We start from the raw sequence: 21,747 nt of genomic DNA, 5'->3' as shown, positions 1-21,747 counted from the left end.
CGTCCGGCGCCCTCAGGCATCCACGACCTTGCCCGGGTTGAGGATGCCTCGAGGGTCCAGCGCCCGCTTGAGGGTGCGCAGCAGGGCCAGCTCCGCCGGCGCGCGTGAGTAGCCCAGGTAGTCCTTCTTCAGCAGGCCGATGCCGTGCTCGGCGGAGATGCTCCCGCCGTGCTTCTGCACCAGCGCGAACATGGTGGGGTCCGCCTGCTTCGTGTGAGCCAGGAACTCCGCCTTGTCCATGGCGTCCGGCTTCATCACGTTGACGTGCAGGTTGCCGTCGCCGATGTGGCCGAAGAGGCAGATTTCCCAGCCCGGGTAGCGCGCGCTGAAGATGGCCTCCAGCTCCGCGCAGAAGGCCTCCAGCCCCGCCACCGGCAGGGAGATGTCGTTCTTGTGCGGCAGGCCGGTGGCGGAGAGGCTCTCGCTGATGCCCTCGCGCAGCGCCCACAGCTCGGCCGCCTGCGCCGCGCCCTGCGCCTGGACGCCGTCCGTCACCAGCTCGCGCTCGAAGAGCGAGCCCAGCCAGCCCTCCACCGCGGCGGCGTCCTTCGCCTCCGCCTCCAGCAGCACGTAGCACTCGCTGGGCGTCTCGAAGGGAGGGCGCAGCTTGCGGTGGCGGCCCAGGCGCGCCATGCACCGGTCGGTGAAGAACTCGTAGGCGGAGATGCTGAAGGCGTTCTGCCGGCGCGCGTCGCGGAACAGCCGCAGCACGGCCGCCACGTCCGGCACCGCGAAGAGGAACACGTCCTGCTTGCCGGGGAGCTGGGTGAGCTTGAGGGTGGCCTCGGTGATGACGCCCAGGGTGCCCTCGCTGCCGATGAAGAGCTGGCGCAGGTCCGTGCCGGTGTTGTTCTTCTCCAGCGCGCCATTGAGCTCCAGCACTTCCCCCTGGGCGGTGACGACCTGGAGCCCCAACACCCACTGTCGCGTGAGGCCGTAGCGGATGACCTTCACCCCGCCCGCGTTGGTGGCGATGTTGCCGCCCACCGTGCTGGAGCCCTTGGAGGCGAAGTCCACCGGCCAGGTGAGGCCGTGCTCCGCGCAGTGGTGGTGGACGGCCTCCGTCACCGCGCCCGCCTGCACGCGCACCGTGTTGCCGAGCAGGTCCACCGGCCCCATGCGCGTCATGCGTTGAAGGGACAGGACCAGCTCGCCCCGGGCCGCCACCGCGCCGCCTGCCAGCCCGGTGCGACCGCCGGAGGGCACCACGGCGATGTGATGCTGGTGGCACAGGGCCAGCAGCCGGGCGACCTCGTCCGTTGTCCGGGGAAGCGCCACGGCGGCGGGGGCGGGCGTGTAGACGCGCGTCCAATCGCGGCCGTACTCCTGGAGTTCACCTGGGTCCCGGGTGAGGAAGTCTACGGGGAAGCCCTCGGTGATGGCCTGGAGGAAGTCGGCGGGGAGCGCGGCGGTGGACATGCCTCTAGGCGTATTGCAGCCGGACGGCTGTGACAAGGTGCAGCACGGGGGGCGTTGGACGTCGGCGGGAGGGCACGGGATGGAACCGTCCGCACGCCGGCCAAGAAAACGGGGCGAGAACGTATAGGGCATGGGCCATGAGCGGAGTTCCGCCATCCCTGTGCCCACTCCGAGGAAGGCCCCCATGTTCTCGTCGTTCCCGCGTCTTGTCCGGACCGCTTCCGTTTTCGCCACACTGGCCCTGGCCCCTTCCGCGCTGGCAGAGCAGGCCGCGTACGGCACGTCCTACGTCTTCACGACGGTGGATGCGGTCATGGTCTACTCCTCCGGCAGTAACTTCGAAGTCACGGGAATCCTGGAGGGAGAGACGAGCCCTCGGACCATCAACTTCCGACCGCAAATCGGAGACAGTGGAGCCCAGCAGGGCTTTGGCGCGCGGTGTGACCGGATGGCGCTGCTCCTGATGACCCGCCCGGGACGCTTCCACCTCACCGTCCACACGCTTGCCTCCAACTGGCCAACCACCTGCAAGCTGACCCGCCTCCCCTGAACGCCCCACTGACACGCAGACGGAACGGACGGCTTCCATGGGGACGAATGGACGGACGTGGCTGGCGCTGACACTGGCCATGGCGACGTTGGCGGGCTGCGCGGATGACGACAGCTCGGAGCAAGACTCGGACCGCGACGGTGTCGTTGACGCCATGGACTGCGCGCCCGGCGATGGCACGCGCTGGCGATTCCTGGCGGGCCATGTGGACGCGGACCTGGATGGGGTGGGCGCGGGCCCCTCTCTGCAGAGCTGCGTGGGCCAGCGGCTTCCCGCGGGCCTGAGCCCTCAAGGCGATGACTGCGCGCCCGCCGATGCGTCCCGCTGGCGCGTGCTGGCTGGGCTCTACCCTGACGTGGACAACGACGGCGCGACCGGCGAAGGCCCGGTGTCGGCGTGCGTGGGCGACACGCTCGTGGGCTACCGCGAGCAACCCGGCGCGCCGGACTGCGACGACAACGCCCCCCGCTTCGCCGCCTCCACCCAGCTCTGGCCGGACGCGGACTTCGACGGCATTGGCAGCGGCGAGCCCATTTCCCACTGCGCGGGCAGGGACCTGCCCCGGGGCTACGCGGCGGTCGACGGCGACTGCGCGCCCGACGACCGCGCGCGCTCGACGTGGCGCGACTACACCCACCGGGACGCGGACGGCGACGGCTTCACCGTGCCCGAGGAAGGCCGGGTCTGCTCTGGCATGACCCTGCCCGCGGGCTACGCCCTGGAGGCGCGCGGCCTGGACTGCGACGACACGAACGCCGCAGGGTGGCAGGAGCGCACCGTCTACGCGGATGTGGATGGAGACGGCTTCGGCAGTGGTGACCCCGTCATGCGGTGCACGGGCCGCACGGCGCCTCCCGGCTACGCGCTGGACTCCGTTGACTGCGCGCCGGAGGACGCCACGCTGTGGCAGTGGCGCTCCTATGCCCACCGGGACTCGGACGGTGACGGCGACACGGTGCCCGAACAGGGCGTGACCTGCAGCGGCGCGGCGCTTCCTCCGGGCCATGCCCAGTGGCCCACCGGTCATGACTGCGACGACCGCGATGCCACCGTCATGGTGACCTGGCACGTGTATCCCGACGATGACGGGGACGGCTTCGGCGCGGGCACGCGGCAGACCTTCTGCGCGGGCCGGCAGATTCCCATGGGGTACTCGGCGGTGAACACCGACTGCGACGACGCGGCCCCCCTCCGCTGGAGGCTCCTGGCCTACTCGCACCGGGACGCGGACGGTGACAGCTTCACCGCGCCGGAGGAGGGCGCGGTGTGCTCGGGCATGGCGCTGCCGCCCGGCCATGCCACCACCCCCCGAGGGAACGACTGCGACGACGCGGACCCGAGCATCCACACCACCGTCCAGGCATGGACGGATGCGGACGGGGACGGCGTGGGCGCGGGAGACGCGGTCGCGCTGTGCACGGATGGCACGGTGCCCGCGCCGTGGTCGGCCCAGGGGACGGACTGCGCGGCGGAAGACACGGCGCGCTGGCGACAGGTGGCCTACGCGCATGTGGACCGGGACGCGGATGGGCACACCCACCCCGAAGCAGGGACCGTGTGCACCGGTACGTCACTTCCCGAGCCCTACTTCACCCAGGCCACGGGCAATGACTGCGATGACACGGACGCCGCGCGCTATCGTTGGACGGTTCTCTACCCCGACATGGATGGTGACGGCGTGGGCACCTCGCCCCGCACGACTCCCTGCATCGGCGCACAGACGCCCCTGGGCTTCTCCCTCAAGGGATACGACGTGGACGACTCGGACGCGTCCATCCAGGAGGACCCCGAGGACGACCTGATGGTGGAGCTCATCCTCGACTAGGCGCAGACGCTGGCAATGTCAGATGTAATTCAAATGACAATTCCCAGTGGGCGTCAGGTGGCTGCCACAGGCATTCTTCCGCGTCGAGGGCCTCCACCTCCGGCCCGAGGAGTGCCTCCCCCGCACACCCTGGAGTCCCGCCGATGCGTCTCGCGAGAACGTCATGGCTCTGGGCCCTCCTCCTGGCCCTTTCAGCCTGCACCCCTGACAGTCCCTCCCCCCCGTCCGACGCCGGCACACGGCCACATGACTCCGGGACACAGCTCGGCCGCGTGACGGGGCAGGCCCTCCTCGAAGGGGAGAGCCACCATGAGGGCACCACCGTCACCCTCTCCGGCGTGAGCGACGGCGTGACCACGGACGCGCAAGGCCGCTTCACGTTCGACAACGTCCCCACGGGCACACACACCGTGGCGGCCCATCGGAGCAACTACGAGCAGGCCGGGGCCACGCTGGAGGTCCAACCGGGTCAGACGACGTCGGTCGACCTGTCGCTGCGCCGCCGCCAGGAAGCCCTGGTGCTCGAGGCGCCCGCCCTCACCGTCCAGCGGGGCCACCTGAAGCTCACCGGCTCCGGCTTCGGCGAGGCGCGTGGCGCCTCCCGCGTCTCCATCGGCGGCGTGGACGCCGAGGACTACCTGTCCTGGTCGGACACGGAGGTGGTGGTGCGCGTGCCGGGGAGCCTCGCGCCCGGCGAGCAGGAGGTCGTCGTCACGCCTGGCGTGGATTGGAAGCCCACCGCCACCGCGTCGCTGCGAGTGCTCCGGCAGCGGACCCTCGCGCATGCGGCCAACTGGGGCATTGGCGTCCTGCCGGACAACACCGTCACCGTCTGGGGCTCGGCCGGCTCCCTGAATGATGTCACTCCGGCTCCAGCGGGGCTTTCCGATGTCGTGAGCGTGGGCGCGGGGATGGCCTTCGCCGTGGCCCTGCAGGCGGATGGAACCGTGGTCAAGTGGGGAGGCCCCGACCCCGTCCCGGTGCCCTCGGGCCTGTCGGACGTCGTGGACATCAGCGCGAACGGAGTCCTGCTCCTCGCGCTCAAGCGGGATGGGACGGTCGTGGCCATCGGCGCGGAAACCGCCCCGCAGACGCATGTCCCTGAGGGGCTTCAGGACGTGGTCGCGGTGTCCGCGGGGGCGTACCACGGCATGGCGCTCAAGGCGGACGGCACCCTCACCGCCTGGGGGCAGGACGTGTTCGACCTCCTCGCCGTCCCGGCGGACCTGGACGACGCAGTGGCCATCGCCAACACGAGCAGCAGCGCACTGGCGCTGCGGGCGGACGGGACCGCGGCCGTCTGGGGATTTGGCGCGGCGTACTACGACCTCGCGCTCACCCCGGACCTCGGCGACGTCGTGGATGTCGCGGGAGGCGAACACCACTACATGGCGCTCCGGTCCAACGGCACCGTCGTCGCCTGGGGGAACGGCGCCTTTGGCCAGACGACGCTCCCCGCCGGATTGACGGATGTCGCCGCCGTCGCGGGCCAGGCCTTCAACAAGAGCCTGGCGCTCCGGCGCAACGGCACCATCGCGGCCTGGGGAGACACCACCTCTGCCTGGAGCCTGCCTCCGCCGGGCCTGGTCCTCCGCGTCCCTGCCCGGTAGCCCCAAGCCGCTCCTCCGGCGCCCGCACCTCGGACGCCGGACCAACAAGTATTCCACGGAATACAGGTTGCGGATGACGCCCTGCGGAGGAACACTCCGGCATGCTCGCAATCCAACGGAGAGACGCGGCGATGACAGCTCCCGTCCAGTTCGACGCGCCCGACATCCAGGATGTGGTGCGGAGCCGGACGTTGGGGCTGGCATATGTCGGCACGGTGCTGGTGGTGGCGCACAACGCGCAGCCACCGGCCCCCGACGACTGGGCGCGCTACTGCGAGCTCATCGCGCGTCACCAGGACACGGCCACCGGGCAGCTCGTCCTGGCTGAAGGGCCCGGCCCCAATGCCACCCAGCGGCAACAGGCGCTCAACCAGGTGCCCAAGGACTACGTCATTCCGCCCACGGCGGTGTTCACCGAATCCTCACTGGTCCGCGGCGTCGTGACGCTCTTCAACTGGTTCAGTCCCCGGGCCATGCGCGCCTTCATCCCGGGGGACGTCCCGGGCGCCGCGCGGCACCTGGGCTTGAGCGAAGAACAGGTGCGGCGGCTGGTGGACATCGGCAAGACGGTGCGGCCGCCCCTGCGGTGACATGCGCCGGCTACGGCTGGATGCCCTGCTGGATGCGCAGCTCCCGGATGCCCTTGAGGATTCGAGGCGCCGTCAGCAGCATGTTCTGGTTGAGGAGCTTGCCGTCCACGGGGACGCAGCTGCCCGACACACATGCGGTGTACGCGGGGCACGGTGACTCGCACTGGAAGGACTCCGGCGATATCTGGCAGGTCTCCGAGCAGTAACCGGAGAGACAGGCCTCGTGCCGGATGCACGGCTGTCCCTCTGGGAGCTGGCACAGCTTCGTCGCGCCGCACTGCGTGGGCGAATGACACTCGGCGTTGCTGTCACAGCGTCCGTCATCGCGGTTGCATTTGCGCTCCGCGTTGCAGAAGAAGCTGGCGCAGTCGCGGTCGTGCTCGCAGTCCTCTCCCGGCTCGAGGAGGCAGACGGACGAGCCCAGCACGTCGGCGCACGTCAGCGCGCCCGGGCAGTCCTCCGGGGAGGCGCAGTCCTTTCCCAGCGGCACCGTGCACCCCACGCCGGGCTCACAGAAGCCGGTGATGCACTGGGAGCCCGCCTCACAGGGCTGGCCTCGCGAGGCCAGGCACACGCCCCCATCGACCTGCTTCGCGCACGTCAGCCCCTTGCCACAATGCCCATCCGGACAGGGCGCCCCGGGGCTGGGCTGCCGCGCCCTGCCCGCGGCGAGCAGGGAGGCCACCGTCCCCAGCAGGATGAACGTCCCTACCGCCATGACAGCCCAGTTCATGGGGAACGCCCTCGCGGCGGGCGGCGAGGAGACCACCTCGACGGTGACGGCGGGCCCCTGCGTGAACCGCGCGTCGGGGCTGTCGCAGTCCTCCACTCGCAGGTGGAAGGTGAAGTGGCCCGGTGGCGTCCCCGCTGGCACGCGGAGCCGGATGAGGATTCGCTGCGCGCCTGTCGGAGGAAAGTCGCGCTGGGTATCGCCGTCGATGAAGAGCCACTCGCGCCGGGCGCCTGCTTCAGGCACCACCGAGAGGCGCGCGCGCACGGGTGCCCGCGAGGCGTTGATGACGTGGAAGACGGCCTCCCCCGTCCCGTTGGGGGACAGACGAAGGGTGTCCGTGACTGCGGAGACATCGAAGACGCGAGACATCGACCTGTTCTCTTGGAGGACCGTGCGGCATTGAGCGAGTCAGGCCAGCGCTCCCGCCTCAAGCCCGGCGGTTCCCCCATCGCCCGGCCTGTCGCGGAAGGCTGTCCGTTCCATCATTCGCCTCGTCGTCGCGTCCCTGCGGTGGCCACGGGGGGAGGCTCGCTCCGCGCCCAGGACTCCGACGTGGCCTCCCGAAGGCCCGGAGCCGCCGGGCTCAGGACATGCACCGCGAGCAACTCCGGCCCCACGCCCCACACCTCGGAGACACCGGGGATGGAAGCCACGGGGCCCGCGCGCCACGCATCGGGCGCACCGGCGACGGACGCCTTCTGCCGCGCGCTCCAGGCATCGGGGAAGGACGCCTCGGGCGCCATGCCCCATTCATCAATCCAGGACGTCTCCAGCGCCCCGTGAGCAGGGTTCGGCGCGGTGGCCCCCGGTGACGCGCGAGCGCGCTCGCCGCCGCGCGGCGGCTCCTCCGAGGTGACAGACGACGGGTGGCTTTGCGGCATGTCACTCCTCCTTCAACGGCAGGCGGATGAGCAGCGGCTGGGGCTCGGCGGCAAGCACGTCCGGGCCCAGCTCGAGCAGCTCCCCCTTGGCGCGCACTTCCAGCCGTCCCAGCGTGGCCACGGGAGGCACGCTGGGAAAACGGAAGCAGCCCTTGGCATCCGTACGCGTGGTGAGCTTCAACGTGGGCAGCTCGACGAGCGCGCCCGGAATCGGCACGTCCCCCGGGCCGACGACACAGCCCAGCAGCGCCTCCGCGGGCGTCGGCGTGGCCTGGGGCGAGGCGGGAAAGAGCACCCGGTGGATGACGGGCATCGCGCGCTCCCGCCGCACCGGGACGCGCAGGCGGAAGCAGGGACGCGGCGCGGTCCTCAGCCCGGCCCACACCGTGGTGGGCACCGGCGTGAGCTCCACCTCGAAGTCCGCCTCCTCCATGGCCGCGAAGACGAGCTCCCCCAGCAGCCGGTGCGCTCGCTCCGGGGACTCCGCCCCCGCGGTGATGACGTAACAGACCGAAATCTGCAGCGGCGCACGCCCCCCACCTCCACCCCCGCTCCGGACCGGAGGCGCGGGCCCCAGCTCCAGCAGGTACAGGCAGACGCCTCGCTCGAGCGATTCGCGGTCCGGCACGCCCAGGAACACCGGGACATCACCGGCAATGCGGCCCACCCACGCCTTCAAACGTTGATCGACTTCGTCGATCATCCGGACCCCCCGTCCTGGGCCGGTCGACCCGGGCCACTCGCAGCCCGGTGCTTTCCGGACTTGCAACGTGTCACCGGCTTCCAGGTGCAGGTATTGACCGGCGGGGCGGAGCGACGTCCGGCCTTCAACACCCCCCCCGGTCATTGCAAGGGAAAAGAAGGCACACAACTCCCGGACGGTTGGGACGGATAATTCCTGGACGCGCCACCCCCACGCGCACCGGGACTCCTCCACCATGGCCACGAAAGTCAGCGACAGCCCGCGTCCTCTCCCCTCACTTCCGCCGCGCGCCGCCGTGGCGAAGGACTCCCGGGCCTCCGAGGCCCCGGCGAAGCCCGCCAGCGCACCTCCCGGTTGGAACGCGGACCGCTTCGAGTCGTCGGCCCGCGCGCCCCGGCCGCTCGTGTGCACCGTGCCCACGCCGCCGCCCACCGCCCCGGTGGAGCCGGCACCCGCGCCGGAGCCGGAGGTGGACAGCGTCGCGGTGGACTCGGACCCGATGACGCACATCGCGTACCTGTCCTCGGACGAGCTCCAGGGCCGCGACAGCCCGTCAGCCGGTCTGGATGCCGCGTCGCTGTATGTACAGCAGCACGTGCAGAAGTACGGCCTCGTCGGCCCCAACACGAACAACCCGGACAACGCCTTCGAGCAGCGCTTCGACGTGTACTCGTTCGCGGGCCGGCCCGGAGTGCGCGGCGAGTCGGGCGAGCACGCTCACACGCCGAACACCTACGGACACGCGCTGTTCGAAGGCGGCTTCTACCTCGACGACGACATGCCCAAGGAGACGCTCGCGCTGCTCAACCAGCAGTACGAGAAGTCGATGAACGCGCGCGGCCTGCCCCTGGCGCCGCCGCGCGCGGGGGCGCAGCGAGGCGTGGAGGAGCTGCGCCAGCTGGCCTCCCCGTCCGGCCAGGCGGTGAACACCATGGCGCTGCTGCCGGGCTCGGGGCCGAACAAGGACGAGGTCATCGTGGTGATGGCCCACCTGGACCACGACGGCGTGGACCGGCGCGGCAACGTCCTCAACGGCGCGGACGACAACGCCTCCGGCAGCGCGGTGCTGATGGCGGCGGTGCCGGAGCTGGCGGAGGCGGCCAGGCGCGGCGAGTTGGACCGCTCCGTGCTCTTCCTGTGGACGGGCGCCGAGGAGAAGGGCCTGGTGGGCTCGCAGTACTTCGTGGACCACCCGATTCCGGGGCTCGGCATGGAGGAGATTGCCGGCGTCATCAACGTGGACATGGTGGGCCGCTGGGACGACCAGCGCCTGTCGGTGGTGGACACCAACTCGCGCGGACAGCCCAACTACTTCCGGGATGTGCTGGACCAGGCGAACGCGAAGCTCGATGACCCGTTCGACCGCATCAACCGGGACATCAACGTGTTCCGCGACCGGCAGGACGGCGCGTCCTTCGGGCGCAAGGGCGAGGACGTCCTCTTCATGTTCGAGGGCCTGTCCAACCCCAACGGCGGCGGAGACCTCATCCCCGAGTACCACCGGGCCGACGACGACATCGACCTCATCGTCCGCGACAACGGCGGAGAGAAGCCGCGCCGCATCAAGGATTTGATGGTCAACGTCATCGGGCTCGCCGCCAACCGGACGACAGAGCCCTGAAATACCGGCGTCCCTGAGCGCCAATGTCGGATACCAGCGCCGAAGCGACCTCTTCCCGCCGTCATTTCTCCTGACGTCGCTTCTTTTTCCGCCCGGTCGCGCGAATGATGGCCACCGGGCCGGAACACGCTGGAACACGACATGACGATGGCGACATCCTCGACGAGACGACAAAGGACATTCCTGCTGGGACGGCACGGCGCGGCGCTCACCTGCGCCCTGGGCCTGGGGGCCGCGACACCGGCCCTGGCCCAAGGGTCGGATACCCCTCATCGCTTTGGCCTCATGCTGGACGCGGGCGCGCCGCACGGCGTGGGCCTGTCCGCGGTGCTGCGGCCGCTGCCGTGGCTGCGCTTGCAAGCGGGCCCCACCACCAACACGCTCAGCTTCGGCTTGCGCGGCGGCTTGAGCATCCTGCCGATGCAGACCTTCCTGGCGCCGTCCTTCAACGTGGAGGCGGGGCACTACTTCGGCTCGAACTACAACGAGGTGGTGGACTGGCTGGGCGCGACGCCGAGCCGGGCCAGCGCGGCCATTCGCGACGTGACGTACAACTACGTCACCGGCAGCGTGGGCCTGGAGGTGGGCGCGGCCAGCCGCTTCAACTTCTTCCTGCACCTGGGCCTCAGCTACGTGGACCTGGGCGTGGACGACGCCAGCGCCCTGCTCCAGGACGCCACGGATGACCCGGACATCACCGCGAGGAACCTGTCCGTGCGCGCCACCATGCCCTCCGTGAAGCTGGGCTTCATCCTCTACTTCTTCTGAGCCAGGAGCTTTTCAACCATGCGAACGACTTCCTTCCGCATCCTGCTCCTCTCCAGCATCGCGATGCTCGCCACCGGCTGCGAATCCCTCTTCTTCATCGAGGCCGAGGCCGAGGAGATCTGCAAGACGGAGCGCGACCTCGCCTTCCAGGCGGCGCTGCCACTCACCGTCAACGTGGAGCGGAGCATCACCTTCCCGCTGGGCGACTTCGCCGACCCGCTGCCCGAGGACACGGACATCGAAACCGAGCTCCGGCTGCGCGTCTTCGAGGTGACGGCCGACACGGACCTGAGCGGCGTGGAGCGCGCCAACGTCTCCGTGCGCCAGCCGGGCTCCAACGACACCCACGTCATCGGTGAGTACACGCGCACCAGCACCGCGCCCACGCGCACCATCCAGCTCACCAGCACCGGCCCGGTGGACCTGCTGGACCTGGCCCGGCAGCCCGAGCTCGAGTTCATCTTCGACGCCCGGGGCACGCTGCCTTCCGAGGACTGGACCGCCTCGCTGCGCGCCTGCGCGGGCGTGAAGGCGCACGCCAACTACTTCGACCTGGTGTTCTAGGCCGACCGCGCTACCGGAGCCCGGGAGCCGCCGCCGCGCGCTCCCGGGCCTCCACGGGCACGGGCTGTTCGACGGGCGCGGGCTGCTTGGACGCGGGAGGTTGCACGTTGAGGAACTCGCGCCGCGTGCCCATGACCAGGTCGAAGAACGGGTGCGTCACGCACCAGTTCGCGTTCTGGTCCTTGCCCATGTGGTGGTCGTAGTGCCACGGCAGGTGCTCACGCGCCCACTTCGGGTCCAGGTGCGCGCGCCGGTGGACGAAGTAGTAGTTCGCCGCGCAGGCCCACACCGTCCCCACGAAGAAGGGCGCCACCGGCAACAGCGGCGCGTGGGCCAGCGCCAGCACCGCCAGCCCCATCAGCTCCTTGGTCTGCGCCGACCAGTTCCACAGCGAGCGCATGTACTGGTCATCCACCATGTCGTGGCGCCGCGACTTCTGGTGGTGCTCGTGCCAGTGGAAGCTCCAGAAGCTCTTCCGGTTCTTCCCCAGGCCGTGCAGGACGGACCTGTGAAGGACCCATTCACCGAAATTGGAGTAAACCCAGCCCAGGGGGATGCCGATCATCGTCGCCTCCGGCGAAGCGCCCGGCCGGCGCTTCGCTTCCCATAAATGACTATTTGGTCACTCTTTTTCTACCGCGCAATGGACTGGAGCGCACGGCAATGGCGAGCCGGGATGGCACGCGGGCGGATGGCGCCCAGGAGGCGGACAAGCCGCCCGCACGGCCCGGAGGCCGCCGCGAGGCCCACCGCCGAGAGCGCGAGCAGGCACTGGAGGACGCCGCGCTGAAGCTGTTCCTGGCGCGGGGGCTGGATGGCGTCACCATCGACGACATCACCCAGGCGGCCGGGGTGGCCAAGGGGACGTTCTACCGGTACTTCGACGACAAGGCGGCGCTGGTGGACGGCCTGCTGGAGCCGGTGCGCCGCGAGCTGCTGGCAGGGCTGGAGACGTGCGGCCACTCCCTGGCGGAGGCGCGCAACGTGGAGGCCATGTTCGACGCGTACCGCGCGGTGGCGGCGGTGATTGCCAGCGCCCTCCTCCAGTACCCGGGCGTGGTGCGGCTGTACCTCCAGGAGTCCCGGGGGCCCGCCGTGGGGGCGCGGACGAAGGTGGCGGAGCTGGCGCGGCAGGTGGCGCGTCACGCGGTGGACATCACGCAGAAGGCGCACACCAGCGGGCTGCTGCGCCCCATCCGTCCGGCGGTGAGCGGACTGGCGGTGGTGGGCGCCGTGGAGCGGCTGCTGCTGGCGGTGCTGAGCGAGGAGGACATCGGCAACCCGCTGGAGCTGCCGGACGCGCTCACCACGCTGGTGCTGGACGGGCTGCGCCTGCCCCCGGAGGTCCGCCCCGGGCGCCGGAAGTTGGACGGAGGCCCCAAGCGCCCCTAAGGGTGGAGGGGTGGGACGCAAGCGGGCGGCACGGCGTGAGGCGATGACGGTGCCTGGGTGGGCCTGGTGGTTGCCGTGTGTGCTCGCGCCGGTGGTGCTGCTCAACCTCGCGGTGGCCTGGTTCGGCAACAGCTTCGTGTCGCCGCTGTCCTTCTCGTTCCTGGAGGCCAAGGCGGGCGCGCTGCGCGCGTATCTGGCGCACCGGCCGTCGTGCCTGGTGGAGGGACACGCGCCCCTGGAGCCCGTCATCGACGCGGCCGAGCGGCGGCACCGCCTTCCCGCGGGGCTGCTGCGCGCGCTGGTGCAGGTGGAGTCGGAGACGCGCGTGCACCGCATCTCCCCGGCGGGGGCCATGGGGCCCGGACAGCTGATGCCCGGCACCGCGGCCATGCTGGGTGTGAAGGACCCGTTCGACCCGGAGCCGGCGATTGATGGCAGCGCGCGCTACCTGGCCCAGCAGCTGCGGCGCTTCGGTGACGTGCGGCTCGCGGTGGCCGCGTACAACGCGGGCCCGGGCTCCGTGAATGGCCGCGTGCCGCGCAATGGCGAGACGGAGTTCTACGTGCCCAAGGTGCTCGCGGCGTGGGAGCTGACGCGCCCGCCTCCGCCGCGGAAGGCGCCGCCCGCGGTGAAGTCCGTGGCGAAGCCGAAGCCGGTGGCTCCGGCACGCTCGAAGGCACCGGCGTCCGCGGCGAAGGAGCCGAAGCAGCCCGCCGCGCCCGCGGGGAATGGCCGGAGCTGAGGCAGGCGCAGCGCCCTACAGCGCGCGGGCCGCCGCCGGGTCCAGCCACACCTCGACGTCCGGGTGGAGCTGGAGGAAGGAGGCGGGACAGCGGGGGGACACGGGGCCCTCCACCATGCCGCGCACCGCCTCCGCCTTGGCCTCGCCGAAAGCCAGCAGCAGCGCCTGACGCGCCTGGAGGATGCTGGCCATGCCCATCGTGAGCGCCTCCATCGGCACGCGCGACGGGTCATCCCCGAAGAGCATGAGGTTGGCCTCCCGCGTCTGGCGGCTCAGCCGCGTCCGGTGACACCGCGCGCGCAGCCCGTCCGCCGGCTCGTTGAAGGCCAGGTGCCCGTTCGAACCGAGTCCCAGCAGCACCAGGTCCAGTCCGCCCGCTTCGGCCAACCGGGCCTCGTAGCGCGCGCACTCCGCCTCCGCGTCCTCCACCGCGCCATCCAGGAACTGGATGTGCGCGGGCGACAGGTTGACGTGCTGGAAGAGGTGCCGCTCCATGTAGGCGCGGAAGCTGCCCGCGTCGTCCGCCGCCACACCCAGAAACTCATCCAGGTTGAAGGTGCGGACCTGGGCCCAATCCAAACCGCCGCGTGTGAACAATTCCACCAGCTCCCGGTACACGTTGAGCGGCGTGCGCCCCGTGGGGAGCCCCAGCACCAGGGAGGGGCGTGCCGCCACCGCTCGGGCGATTCGCTGGGCGCACGTGGCGGCGGCCTCCCGCTCGGAATCGAAGACGCGGATGCGCATGGGTCCGGAACATAGGCATGCACCGGGTGCGCTTCCAGGTCGCGTGAATCATGACAGAGTCAGGGACATGGACCCCTTTGTCAGTCTTGACGCGACGGCACAGGCGGAGCTCGTCCGGCGCCGGGAGGCCACGCCGCTCGAGCTCGTGGATGCGGCCATTGCCCGCATCGAGCGCCACAACCCGACACTCAACGCGGTCGTCCAGACGCAGTTCGACCAGGCGCGCGAGCGTGCCCGGGGGACGCTGCCTCCGGGGCCCTTCACCGGCGTCCCCTTCCTCCTCCAGGACCTGCTCGCGGCCCAGGAGGGCCACCCGCTCACCCACGGCTCGCGCTTCGGGAAGGACTACGTTCCAGACCAGGACAGCGAGCTGGTGAAGCGCCACCGGCGCAGCGGCCTGGTGGTGCTGGGCAAGTCGAACACGCCGGAGATGGGGCTGCTCCCCACCACGGAGAGCGAGCTGCACGGGCCCTGCCGCAACCCCTGGGACACCTCGCGCTCTCCGGGCGGGGCCAGCGGCGGCGCGGCGGCGGCGGTGGCCAGCGGCATGGTGCCCTTCGCCCACGCGACGGACAGCGGCGGCTCCATCCGCATCCCCGCCGCCGCATGTGGCCTCTTCGGCCTCAAGCCCACCCGGGGCCGCAACCCCATGGGCAGCGACATCGCGGACGCCGTCCACTGGCTCGTCACCGAACACGCCCTCACCCGCTCCGTGCGAGACAGCGCGGCGCTGCTCGACGTCACCTGCGGCGCGGACGCGGGGACGCCGTACCAGGCCCCAGCCAAGGCGCGGCCCTACACCCAGGAGGTCAACACGCCCCCGGGCCGCCTGCGAATCCGCGTGGCCGTACGCCCCCCCATGGGCGCCGCCATCCACCCGGAGTGCCTGGCCGCCATCCACTCTGCGGCCCGGCTGCTGGAGGACCTGGGCCACCACGTGGACGAGGGCAGCCTGGAGGTGCCCGGTGATGACGCGGTGGGCCAGCACTTCATCACCATGTGGACCGCGGGCGTCGTCTTCAGCATCGACGCGATGGCCGAGCGCCTGGGACGCAGCCCGGAGGCCTCGCACTTCGAGCCCTTCACCTGGGCCCTCTACCAATATGGCCTGGACCAGGGCCTGTCCGCCTATCTGCGCGCCAGCGCGGAGTTGCAGCGTCACAGCCGCGCCGCGCTCTGTCACTTCGACGACGTGGACGTCTGGCTGATGCCCACCCTCAACGAGCTCGCGCCGCCGCTGGGCACGTTCTCCTCGCCACCGGGCGAGCCCTTGGCGCCGCTGCTCCGCGCGGGCGCCTTCGCCTCCCACTGCCCGATGGCCAACACCACGGGGCTGCCCGCCATGAGCCTGCCGCTCCACTGGAGCCCGGACGGCCTGCCCGTGGGTGTTCAGTTCATGGGGCGCTTTGGAGATGAGGCCACCCTGTTCCGACTCGCCGCCCAGTTGGAGGCGGCCCGCCCCTGGGCCCAGCGTCGTCCGGCGGTGTTCGGATAGAGGGTTGGAAGGTCCCCGGGTGAGCGCTCGGGCGAACTTGGACATCGCGTCTGGCACCGGGCGCGATAGAACGTTTCTCCATGAAAGTCGCCGTGCTCACCGGCGGGGGTGACTGCCCCGGCCTGAACGCCGTCATCCGCGCCGTAGTCCGCCGCGCCAACGCCCACGGCTTCGAGATGATGGGCCTCCGAGATGGCTGGAAGGGGTTGTTGGAGGACAACCACTTCCGCCTCACGCGTGAAACCACGTCCGGAATCCTCCATCGGGGCGGCACCATCCTCGGCACCTCGCGCGTCAACCCGTTCAAGGTCGAAAACGGGCTGGAGCGCGTCAAGCGCGCCATCGAACGCAACGGCATCCACGCCGTCATCGCCATTGGTGGTGAAGGCACGCTGTCGGCCGCCACGCGCATGTCGCAGGAAGGGCTGCGCATCGTCGGTGTGCCGAAGACCATCGACAACGACATCAACGCCACGGACTTCACCTTCGGCTTCGACACGGCCGTCGCCATCGCCACCGAGGCCATTGACCGGCTGCACTCCACCGCGGAGTCGCACAAGCGCGTCATCGTCTGCGAGGTGATGGGCCGGCACGTGGGCTGGATTGCCACCTACGCGGGCATCGCTGGCGGCGCGGACGTCATCCTGGTGCCGGAGATTCCCGCTGACCTGGCGAAGGTGGCCGAGCACATCCAGCGCCGCCACGCGGGCGGGCGCACCTTCTCCATCGTCGTGGTGGCGGAGGGGACGCGCATCAAGCTGTCCGCGGACCAGCAGGAGCAGCTCGTCACCAGCGGCGCGCTGGACGAGGCAGGCAGGCCGCGGCTCGGTGGCGTGGGCACCATCCTGGCGCACGAAATCGAGCGGCGCACCGGCTTCGAGACGCGCGTGTCCGTGCTGGGCCACATCCAGCGCGGCGGCGCCCCCACCGCACATGACCGCGTGCTCGCCACCCGCTACGGCGTCCACGCCTGCGACATGGTGGCCCGCGGCGAGTTCGGGAAGATGGCCGCGCTGCGAGGCAACGACATCATCAGCGTGGACCTGGCGGACGCCACCCGCGAGCTCAAGCGCGTCCCGCCGGAGTTCTTCGAAGTCGCCCAGGTCTTCTTCGGCTGACGCGACGCGGCATCGCGGAGCGCGGATGAAGCACGGGTCCGCGCTCCGTTAGCATCAGCCCCTCCTCACGCCGTCACAAGGAAGGGTGCCGATGCTGCCAGGCCGCATGATGGATTTCCCGCTCACGCTGAGCCACTTGATGGAGCGTGCACGGACGTTCTACCCGTGCTCGGAAATCGTCAGCCGCAACCCGGACAAGTCGCTGCACCGCTACACGTACGCGGACTTCTACGCGCGCACGTGCCGGCTGGCCAACGCGCTGACGCGGCTGGGCGTGAAGGCGGGGGACCGGGTGGCCACGCTGAGCTGGAATCACTACCGGCACCTGGAGGTGTATTACGGCGTGCCGTGCATGGGCGCGGTGGTGCACACGCTCAACCTGCGCCTGCACCCCAATGACCTGGGCTACATCGCGCGGCACGCGGAAGACTCCGTGGTGGTGGTGGACCGCTCGCTGCTGCCGCTGTTCGAGAAGTTCAAGGACGCGGTGCCCAGCATCCGCCACGTCATCGTGGTGCCGGACGCGGGCCCCGCGCCGGAGGGGACGCTGGACTACGAAGCGCTGCTGGCGGCCGAGTCCCCGGACTTCGACTTTCCCCAGCTCGATGAGAACTCCGCGTCGATGCTCTGCTACACGTCGGGCACCACGGGCAATCCGAAGGGCGTGCTCTACAGCCACCGCTCCACCGTGCTGCACGCCCTGGCGTGCTGCATGACGGACGTGACGGGCATGCGCGAGGCGGACGTGGTGATGCCGGTGGTGCCCATGTTCCACGCCGCCGCGTGGGGCCTGGCCTTCGACGCCGTCCTCACGGGCGCGAAGCTGGTGTTCCCTGGGCCGCACCTGGACCCGCTCTCCCTGCTGGACTTGATGGCGGCGGAGAAGGTCACGCTGGCGGGCGGCGTGCCCACCATCTGGATTGGAATCCTGGCGCTCCTGGACCAGTCGCCGAACAAGTGGGACCTGAGCAGCATGCGGTCCATGCTGATTGGTGGCTCGGCGGCGCCGCCAGCGCTGATTGAGGGCTTCCAGCAGCGGCACGGGCTGGAGGTGGTCCACGCGTGGGGAATGACGGAGATGAGCCCCGTGGGAACCATGGCGAAGCTCAAGGGGCCGCTGCGGAAGGCGACGCCCGAGGCGAAGTCCTCGGCGCGGGCGTCCCAGGGTTTCGCGCTGCCCTTCGTGGAGACGCGCGTCGCCAGCGACGACGGCACGCTGCTGCCCTGGGATGGGGAGACGATGGGCGAGCTCGAGGTCCGGGGCCCCTGGATCGCATCTTCCTACTTCGGCGACGAGGGCGCGGACCGCTTCACGAAGGACGGCTGGTTCAAGACGGGCGACGTGGTGACCATCGACTCGCAGGGCTACGTGCGCATCTGCGACCGCAGCAAGGACGTCATCAAGTCGGGCGGTGAGTGGATCTCCTCCGTGGCGCTGGAGAACGCGCTGATGGCGCACCCGGCAGTGCTGGAGGCGGCCGTCTTCGCCGGGAAGCATCCGAAGTGGGATGAGCGCCCGCTGGCCGCGGTGGCACTGAAGGAAGGGCAGCAGGTCACGAAGGAGGAGCTGACCGCGCACCTGGCGGGCCAGTTCGCGAAGATGTGGCTGCCGGATGACTACGTCTTCGTCCCGCAGGTGCCGCGGACGTCCACCGGCAAGTTCCTCAAGACGAAGCTGCGTGAGGACTACGGCGACCACCTGCTGAAGAATCCGAAGGCGGACGCGGCGACGTAGACCGCGATGAGGCAGCGACCTCCACGCGTCCGCCGCTGACGCGCGGAGGTCTCTGCTGGCCCTGCGCTAGTTGCCCCCCAGGCAGATGCCGTCGCAGGTGACCTCCACCTGTCCGTCTGGCCGCAGGAACCGGTCCACCTGCGCCCGTCCGTCGTCGTCACGGCGCACGCCTTCGTGAACGGCATTGTCGGCGGCCGGCAGGTCCGCCACGGTGCCGGGCAGCGGCGGCGGCAGCCCGAAGTCGAACTGCACCAGCGCCGAACCCGCCACCGTCCCCTCTTCCGCGGGCAGCATGGGCACGCGCCAGGTGGCGGGCAGTTGCTGCGTCAAGCCCATGGCGCGGGCGTGCAGCTCGGTGGCCACGTTGGGAACCTGCGCATCCCCCAGGCCGTACTGCACCAGCACCCGGCGCGACGCGGGCGCTCCGGGGTACAGGTCACCGAGCACGTGCGGCGCATAGGTGAGCGGGTCGATGCGGTCGAAGGACATCTGCGTCAGCGCCGCGAACTTCTGCTGGTCGAGCGCGTCCGGCACCGTCTGGGCAATCGCATCCAGGAACATGCCGAAGGGCCTGGCGCGGAACATCATCAGCGAGAAGTCCGCCCCGCCCACGCTGAACACGGCCCGTGAGACGTGCGGCGACAGCGCGACGTACGTGCCGCCCAGGATGTGGCCCTGGCTGATGCCGTAGAAGTACGTCTGCTCCGGGTCAAAGACGCGCACGCCGTCGTCCTGCAGCTCGGTCAGCGCCCCCAGGGTCGTCCGAGCCGCGTACGTCACGGCGAGCTGATTCACCATGCCCTGGTGGACGCGGTCGGTGAAGCGCAACGTCTGGCCAGGGTTGCCCGCCATCGCCTGGAGCACGCCCGGCGCGTCCGTCTGCGACATGCCCCACCAGTCCACCGTCAGCACCACCATCCGCGTGGCCTGGATGAAGGGCCGGACGAAGGAACCATCCGCCTCCGCCTGCCGGCCGAAGAAGCCGTGGCCGTACTGGAGCAAGCGCACCGGCGCCACCGACTGCCCCCAGACGCTGCGAGGAATCTGGAGCGTGAAAGGCACCTCCGCGTCGCCATTGCGGCGCACACGGCCTTCCTCGTCACGGGCGAGCAGCGCGCCGGGCTGGTCGCTCTCCAGGAAGAGCGGGACCCGCAAGGTGCCGGTGATGCGCCGGGCGACGTTGGCGTCCACGTCATCTCGCACGTCCGTCACCGTGACGGCGGGGGGCGTGGCCTCCAGCGCCTCCATCGCCAGGCGGCGCACCTGGAGCATGTCCTGCGTGACGCCCTCTTGCGACTCGGTGGTGAAGTCCCACGCGAGCTGGAGCTCCGCGCGCGGCACACCCGCGGCCTCCAGCGCCGGGAAGATGTCCGCTTCGTATCTGGCGGCCAGGGGCGCCAGCAGCGGGTCTCCCGCCGTCTGGCCATCCCGGATGCGGCGGAAGCCCTCGGGCACCGGCACGGGCGTGCCGTCCTTCGCCGTCAGCCCGCGCAGCGCGATGATGTAGCGGGCCGTGTTGCGCAGCCGCACCACGGGCCGCAGCAGCAAGGCGCGGCGCGCGTCGTCCGGAGCCCTGGGGTCCAGCTCCGCGAAGTGGAGCACGGCCTCGCCGCGCTCCGCGTCGAGGAACACCGTGTTCCCGTTCGTCGCGGCGGTGGGGCTCGTCACCGACGGCAGGCGCGCGTCATCCACACCGCCCGGGAAGAGCGCGAGCACCTGCGTGCCATGGGAGTAACCGTCCGCCGGGTGGAGGTCCGTGAAGTCGAACGCGGCGCCGTCCGGTGCCTTCAGCTTCGCCGACTCGGAGAGCCGCACCCGGTGGCCGGACGGCAGCGCTGCATCCGCCTCGAGGAAGTAGTCGGAGGGGTATGGCAGGAGGCAGTCATGCTCGGAGGCCAGCGGGTTGCAGCCCTCGGGAACCAGCAGCGGAGGCAGCTCCTCACCCGCATCGGGCGTGCCGCTGTCTCCCGCATCCGGAATCCCACGGTCGCCTGCGTCGGGCAACCCCGCGTCCGGTGGAGCGCCTTCATCCGAGTCGCCGCAGGCGGGAGCCACCGCCAGCAACCATGCCGTCAGCAGTCCAGCGCCATACCGCTTCATCCGCATCATCATGTCGTCGCTCCTGGAGGGCTTCGCGGAGGGGGTTCAGCTGCCCCGGCGCGATGAAAGCGGACGCATTTCCCCCAAGAAAGGTCGCGCGCGTCATGGCGAGGAAGGACGGCGCGGCTCCCGACCGGCGGTGGACACTCCATGGGGAATGGACCCGGTCCAGCGCCAACTTCGCGCAACGCGGTCTAAGGTGCGGGCACCATGCCGTCCGTCAAGCAACTGCGCCCGTTCGCCCTGGCAACCCTGGAGGCCTTCCTCGAAGCATCCGGCCGCGTCGTGCTGGTCCAACAGCCGCCCGAGCCCGTCTTCCAACAGGTGGCCATGCGGCTCGGCGAGGCGCGCACCGTGGGCATGGCCCACCGGACACGGCTCGTGGACCGGCTGTTCGTCATGCTGCGCGGGTTCGATGCCCTGGAGGTCCACTTCCTCAGGCCGGAGACGGAGGGAGAGGAGTTCTCCGTGGGACGCATCGGAGGCTGCGCCCTGGTGGTACCCGACCCGTCCGTGTCCAAGCACCACGCGACCCTGCGGTGGCACGCCCAGGCCGGTGACTGCTCGGTGCGCGACCTGGGTTCCATGAATGGCACCTGGGTCAACGCCTCCCCGCTGGGGCCGGACCAGGACCGGATGCTCAACGACGGCGACGCCCTGGCCTTTGGCGATGCCCAGTTCCTCTACCTGCGCACGGAGACGCTCCACGCCCACCTGCGGATGGCCAGTCCCAGCCGGGCCTGAGAACCCCGGGAACGGAACATTCCTTCCAGCGCCAACCACTTCCTGCGGCGCATGTCGCCCGCCCCGGCTATGACTGTTCCCCTTCACGCCAAGGGAGCACCGCAAATGGGCAGGCTGCTGTTCCTCCTCATCTTCAACGTCGGCGCCTGGGCCGTGCTCCGGTCGCTGTGGCCCAGCCTGCTCCGAAAGTGGCGCCTGGGTGCCTTCGCGCTGGGGACCTTCCTGTCCCTGGTGGCGTGGCTCTACTCCGCGGTGGCCGGACGGCACGCACAGCTCCCCGTGGGGGATGCGGCCCTGCGCGTCTTCTCCGTGGGCTGGTCCGTCGCCATCATCATGATTGTCCTCGGCGGCGCCCCCCTCCTCCTGCTCCGCAGGTGGCTGGACCGGCCCACCCGCCAGGAGCCGCCCCTCAC

At 70.5% G+C, this 21,747-nt stretch carries 20 protein-coding genes and 1 pseudogene; 14 read left to right on the top strand and 7 right to left on the bottom strand.

The genetic code is table 11. The features are described 5' to 3' along the window. Positions 1 to 12: 12 nt before the first annotated feature. Positions 13 to 1,419 (bottom strand): FAD-binding oxidoreductase, encoded by a 1,407-nt coding sequence (locus HNV26_RS16945; protein ID WP_171440068.1) that lies wholly within the window; start codon positions 1,417 to 1,419, stop codon positions 13 to 15. Positions 1,420 to 1,603: 184 nt separating this feature from the next. Here HNV26_RS16945 and HNV26_RS16940 point away from each other — a divergent pair, with 184 nt between their 5' ends. The 4 genes from HNV26_RS16940 (at position 1,604) to HNV26_RS16925 (ending at position 5,994) form a co-directional block, all read left to right on the top strand. Next, positions 1,604 to 1,969: a hypothetical protein gene (locus HNV26_RS16940; RefSeq protein ID WP_171440067.1), complete on the top strand. Its 366-nt coding sequence runs from the start codon at positions 1,604 to 1,606 to the stop codon at positions 1,967 to 1,969. A gap of 37 nt (positions 1,970 to 2,006) precedes the next feature. After that, entirely contained in the window at positions 2,007 to 3,794 is a 1,788-nt protein-coding gene (locus tag HNV26_RS16935; protein ID WP_171440066.1) for a hypothetical protein, read from the top strand. Between the two features lie 272 nt (positions 3,795 to 4,066). After that, the gene (locus HNV26_RS16930; RefSeq protein ID WP_171440065.1) at positions 4,067 to 5,404 is read left to right on the top strand and encodes a carboxypeptidase regulatory-like domain-containing protein; all 1,338 of its coding nucleotides are present in this window, start codon (positions 4,067 to 4,069) and stop codon (positions 5,402 to 5,404) included. A 131-nt stretch (positions 5,405 to 5,535) separates the two neighbouring features. After that, the gene (locus tag HNV26_RS16925) at positions 5,536 to 5,994 is read left to right on the top strand and encodes an STAS/SEC14 domain-containing protein (RefSeq protein WP_171440064.1); all 459 of its coding nucleotides are present in this window, start codon (positions 5,536 to 5,538) and stop codon (positions 5,992 to 5,994) included. Positions 5,995 to 6,004: 10 nt separating this feature from the next. On the opposite strand, the gene HNV26_RS16920 is transcribed toward HNV26_RS16925, so the two are convergent. From HNV26_RS16920 to HNV26_RS16910, 3 genes are all read right to left on the bottom strand, one after another. Beyond that, the gene (locus HNV26_RS16920) at positions 6,005 to 7,096 is read right to left on the bottom strand and encodes a hypothetical protein (protein WP_171440063.1); all 1,092 of its coding nucleotides are present in this window, start codon (positions 7,094 to 7,096) and stop codon (positions 6,005 to 6,007) included. Positions 7,097 to 7,209: 113 nt separating this feature from the next. Further along, positions 7,210 to 7,608 carry a hypothetical protein gene (locus HNV26_RS16915; RefSeq protein WP_253816683.1) on the bottom strand — a complete coding sequence of 133 codons (399 nt, stop codon included), beginning with the start codon at positions 7,606 to 7,608 and terminating at the stop codon, positions 7,210 to 7,212. Between the two features lies 1 nt (position 7,609). After that, a complete protein-coding gene (locus HNV26_RS16910; RefSeq protein WP_253816682.1) occupies positions 7,610 to 8,311 on the bottom strand; it encodes a carboxypeptidase-like regulatory domain-containing protein in 702 nt (233 codons plus the stop codon). A gap of 235 nt (positions 8,312 to 8,546) precedes the next feature. Here HNV26_RS16910 and HNV26_RS16905 point away from each other — a divergent pair, with 235 nt between their 5' ends. The 3 genes from HNV26_RS16905 to HNV26_RS16895 all read left to right on the top strand — a co-directional run bounded on the left by HNV26_RS16905 (position 8,547) and on the right by HNV26_RS16895 (position 11,264). Next, the gene (locus HNV26_RS16905) at positions 8,547 to 9,932 is read left to right on the top strand and encodes a M28 family metallopeptidase (protein ID WP_171440061.1); all 1,386 of its coding nucleotides are present in this window, start codon (positions 8,547 to 8,549) and stop codon (positions 9,930 to 9,932) included. Between the two features lie 141 nt (positions 9,933 to 10,073). Further along, positions 10,074 to 10,700 carry a hypothetical protein gene (locus tag HNV26_RS16900; RefSeq protein WP_171440060.1) on the top strand — a complete coding sequence of 209 codons (627 nt, stop codon included), beginning with the start codon at positions 10,074 to 10,076 and terminating at the stop codon, positions 10,698 to 10,700. Between the two features lie 18 nt (positions 10,701 to 10,718). Continuing rightward, the gene (locus tag HNV26_RS16895; RefSeq protein ID WP_171440059.1) at positions 10,719 to 11,264 is read left to right on the top strand and encodes a hypothetical protein; all 546 of its coding nucleotides are present in this window, start codon (positions 10,719 to 10,721) and stop codon (positions 11,262 to 11,264) included. Positions 11,265 to 11,274: 10 nt separating this feature from the next. Here HNV26_RS16895 and HNV26_RS16890 read toward each other — a convergent pair whose 3' ends face one another. Beyond that, positions 11,275 to 11,829 (bottom strand): sterol desaturase family protein, encoded by a 555-nt coding sequence (locus tag HNV26_RS16890; RefSeq protein ID WP_171440058.1) that lies wholly within the window; start codon positions 11,827 to 11,829, stop codon positions 11,275 to 11,277. Positions 11,830 to 11,927: 98 nt separating this feature from the next. Here HNV26_RS16890 and HNV26_RS16885 point away from each other — a divergent pair, with 98 nt between their 5' ends. Further along, complete coding sequence (locus tag HNV26_RS16885; protein WP_171440057.1) at positions 11,928 to 12,656, top strand: TetR/AcrR family transcriptional regulator; 729 nt, start codon at positions 11,928 to 11,930, stop codon at positions 12,654 to 12,656. 10 nt (positions 12,657 to 12,666) lie between these two features. Beyond that, positions 12,667 to 13,398, top strand: a complete 732-nt coding sequence (locus tag HNV26_RS16880; RefSeq protein WP_171440056.1) for a lytic transglycosylase domain-containing protein — start codon at positions 12,667 to 12,669, stop codon at positions 13,396 to 13,398. Positions 13,399 to 13,413: 15 nt separating this feature from the next. Here HNV26_RS16880 and HNV26_RS16875 read toward each other — a convergent pair whose 3' ends face one another. After that, entirely contained in the window at positions 13,414 to 14,142 is a 729-nt protein-coding gene (locus HNV26_RS16875) for a glucosamine-6-phosphate deaminase (RefSeq protein WP_171440055.1), read from the bottom strand. Positions 14,143 to 14,209: 67 nt separating this feature from the next. Between HNV26_RS16875 and HNV26_RS16870 the strand changes: the two genes are divergently transcribed. The 3 genes from HNV26_RS16870 (at position 14,210) to HNV26_RS16860 (ending at position 18,490) form a co-directional block, all read left to right on the top strand. Then, complete coding sequence (locus HNV26_RS16870) at positions 14,210 to 15,637, top strand: amidase (RefSeq protein ID WP_171440054.1); 1,428 nt, start codon at positions 14,210 to 14,212, stop codon at positions 15,635 to 15,637. Between the two features lie 80 nt (positions 15,638 to 15,717). After that, positions 15,718 to 16,755 (top strand): 6-phosphofructokinase, encoded by a 1,038-nt coding sequence (locus HNV26_RS16865; RefSeq protein WP_171440053.1) that lies wholly within the window; start codon positions 15,718 to 15,720, stop codon positions 16,753 to 16,755. A 91-nt stretch (positions 16,756 to 16,846) separates the two neighbouring features. Further along, a complete protein-coding gene (locus HNV26_RS16860; protein WP_171440052.1) occupies positions 16,847 to 18,490 on the top strand; it encodes a long-chain fatty acid--CoA ligase in 1,644 nt (547 codons plus the stop codon). A 66-nt stretch (positions 18,491 to 18,556) separates the two neighbouring features. Here HNV26_RS16860 and HNV26_RS16855 read toward each other — a convergent pair whose 3' ends face one another. Then, positions 18,557 to 20,602 carry a hypothetical protein gene (locus tag HNV26_RS16855; RefSeq protein ID WP_171440051.1) on the bottom strand — a complete coding sequence of 682 codons (2,046 nt, stop codon included), beginning with the start codon at positions 20,600 to 20,602 and terminating at the stop codon, positions 18,557 to 18,559. 198 nt (positions 20,603 to 20,800) lie between these two features. Between HNV26_RS16855 and HNV26_RS16850 the strand changes: the two genes are divergently transcribed. Together HNV26_RS16850 and HNV26_RS16845 are read left to right on the top strand one after the other, a co-directional pair. Beyond that, complete coding sequence (locus HNV26_RS16850; RefSeq protein WP_171440050.1) at positions 20,801 to 21,334, top strand: FHA domain-containing protein; 534 nt, start codon at positions 20,801 to 20,803, stop codon at positions 21,332 to 21,334. A 105-nt stretch (positions 21,335 to 21,439) separates the two neighbouring features. After that, positions 21,440 to 21,747 (top strand): annotated as a pseudogene (locus HNV26_RS16845) (metallophosphoesterase); the annotation flags it as partial.

The organism is Myxococcus xanthus (genome assembly GCF_013116825.1).
In the GTDB taxonomy this organism is placed as follows: domain Bacteria; phylum Myxococcota; class Myxococcia; order Myxococcales; family Myxococcaceae; genus Myxococcus; species Myxococcus xanthus_B.
Note: the sequence above shows the minus strand (reverse complement) of the source record. Positions and strands in the feature narration are given on the sequence as shown.

What these genes read in the sequence shown, in the direction of transcription:
- HNV26_RS16945 (WP_171440068.1), bottom strand. Translation starts at nt 1,419, where the DNA reads ATGTCCACCGCCGCGCTCCCCGCCGACTTCCTCCAGGCCATCACCGAG.
- HNV26_RS16940 (WP_171440067.1), top strand. Translation starts at nt 1,604, where the DNA reads ATGTTCTCGTCGTTCCCGCGTCTTGTCCGGACCGCTTCCGTTTTCGCC.
- HNV26_RS16935 (WP_171440066.1), top strand. Translation starts at nt 2,007, where the DNA reads ATGGGGACGAATGGACGGACGTGGCTGGCGCTGACACTGGCCATGGCG.
- HNV26_RS16925 (WP_171440064.1), top strand. Translation starts at nt 5,536, where the DNA reads ATGACAGCTCCCGTCCAGTTCGACGCGCCCGACATCCAGGATGTGGTG.
- HNV26_RS16920 (WP_171440063.1), bottom strand. Translation starts at nt 7,096, where the DNA reads ATGTCTCGCGTCTTCGATGTCTCCGCAGTCACGGACACCCTTCGTCTG.
- HNV26_RS16915 (WP_253816683.1), bottom strand. Translation starts at nt 7,608, where the DNA reads ATGCCGCAAAGCCACCCGTCGTCTGTCACCTCGGAGGAGCCGCCGCGC.
- HNV26_RS16910 (WP_253816682.1), bottom strand. Translation starts at nt 8,311, where the DNA reads ATGATCGACGAAGTCGATCAACGTTTGAAGGCGTGGGTGGGCCGCATT.
- HNV26_RS16905 (WP_171440061.1), top strand. Translation starts at nt 8,547, where the DNA reads ATGGCCACGAAAGTCAGCGACAGCCCGCGTCCTCTCCCCTCACTTCCG.
- HNV26_RS16900 (WP_171440060.1), top strand. Translation starts at nt 10,074, where the DNA reads ATGACGATGGCGACATCCTCGACGAGACGACAAAGGACATTCCTGCTG.
- HNV26_RS16895 (WP_171440059.1), top strand. Translation starts at nt 10,719, where the DNA reads ATGCGAACGACTTCCTTCCGCATCCTGCTCCTCTCCAGCATCGCGATG.
- HNV26_RS16890 (WP_171440058.1), bottom strand. Translation starts at nt 11,829, where the DNA reads ATGATCGGCATCCCCCTGGGCTGGGTTTACTCCAATTTCGGTGAATGG.
- HNV26_RS16885 (WP_171440057.1), top strand. Translation starts at nt 11,928, where the DNA reads ATGGCGAGCCGGGATGGCACGCGGGCGGATGGCGCCCAGGAGGCGGAC.
- HNV26_RS16875 (WP_171440055.1), bottom strand. Translation starts at nt 14,142, where the DNA reads ATGCGCATCCGCGTCTTCGATTCCGAGCGGGAGGCCGCCGCCACGTGC.
- HNV26_RS16870 (WP_171440054.1), top strand. Translation starts at nt 14,210, where the DNA reads ATGGACCCCTTTGTCAGTCTTGACGCGACGGCACAGGCGGAGCTCGTC.
- HNV26_RS16865 (WP_171440053.1), top strand. Translation starts at nt 15,718, where the DNA reads ATGAAAGTCGCCGTGCTCACCGGCGGGGGTGACTGCCCCGGCCTGAAC.
- HNV26_RS16860 (WP_171440052.1), top strand. Translation starts at nt 16,847, where the DNA reads ATGCTGCCAGGCCGCATGATGGATTTCCCGCTCACGCTGAGCCACTTG.
- HNV26_RS16855 (WP_171440051.1), bottom strand. Translation starts at nt 20,602, where the DNA reads ATGATGATGCGGATGAAGCGGTATGGCGCTGGACTGCTGACGGCATGG.
- HNV26_RS16850 (WP_171440050.1), top strand. Translation starts at nt 20,801, where the DNA reads ATGCCGTCCGTCAAGCAACTGCGCCCGTTCGCCCTGGCAACCCTGGAG.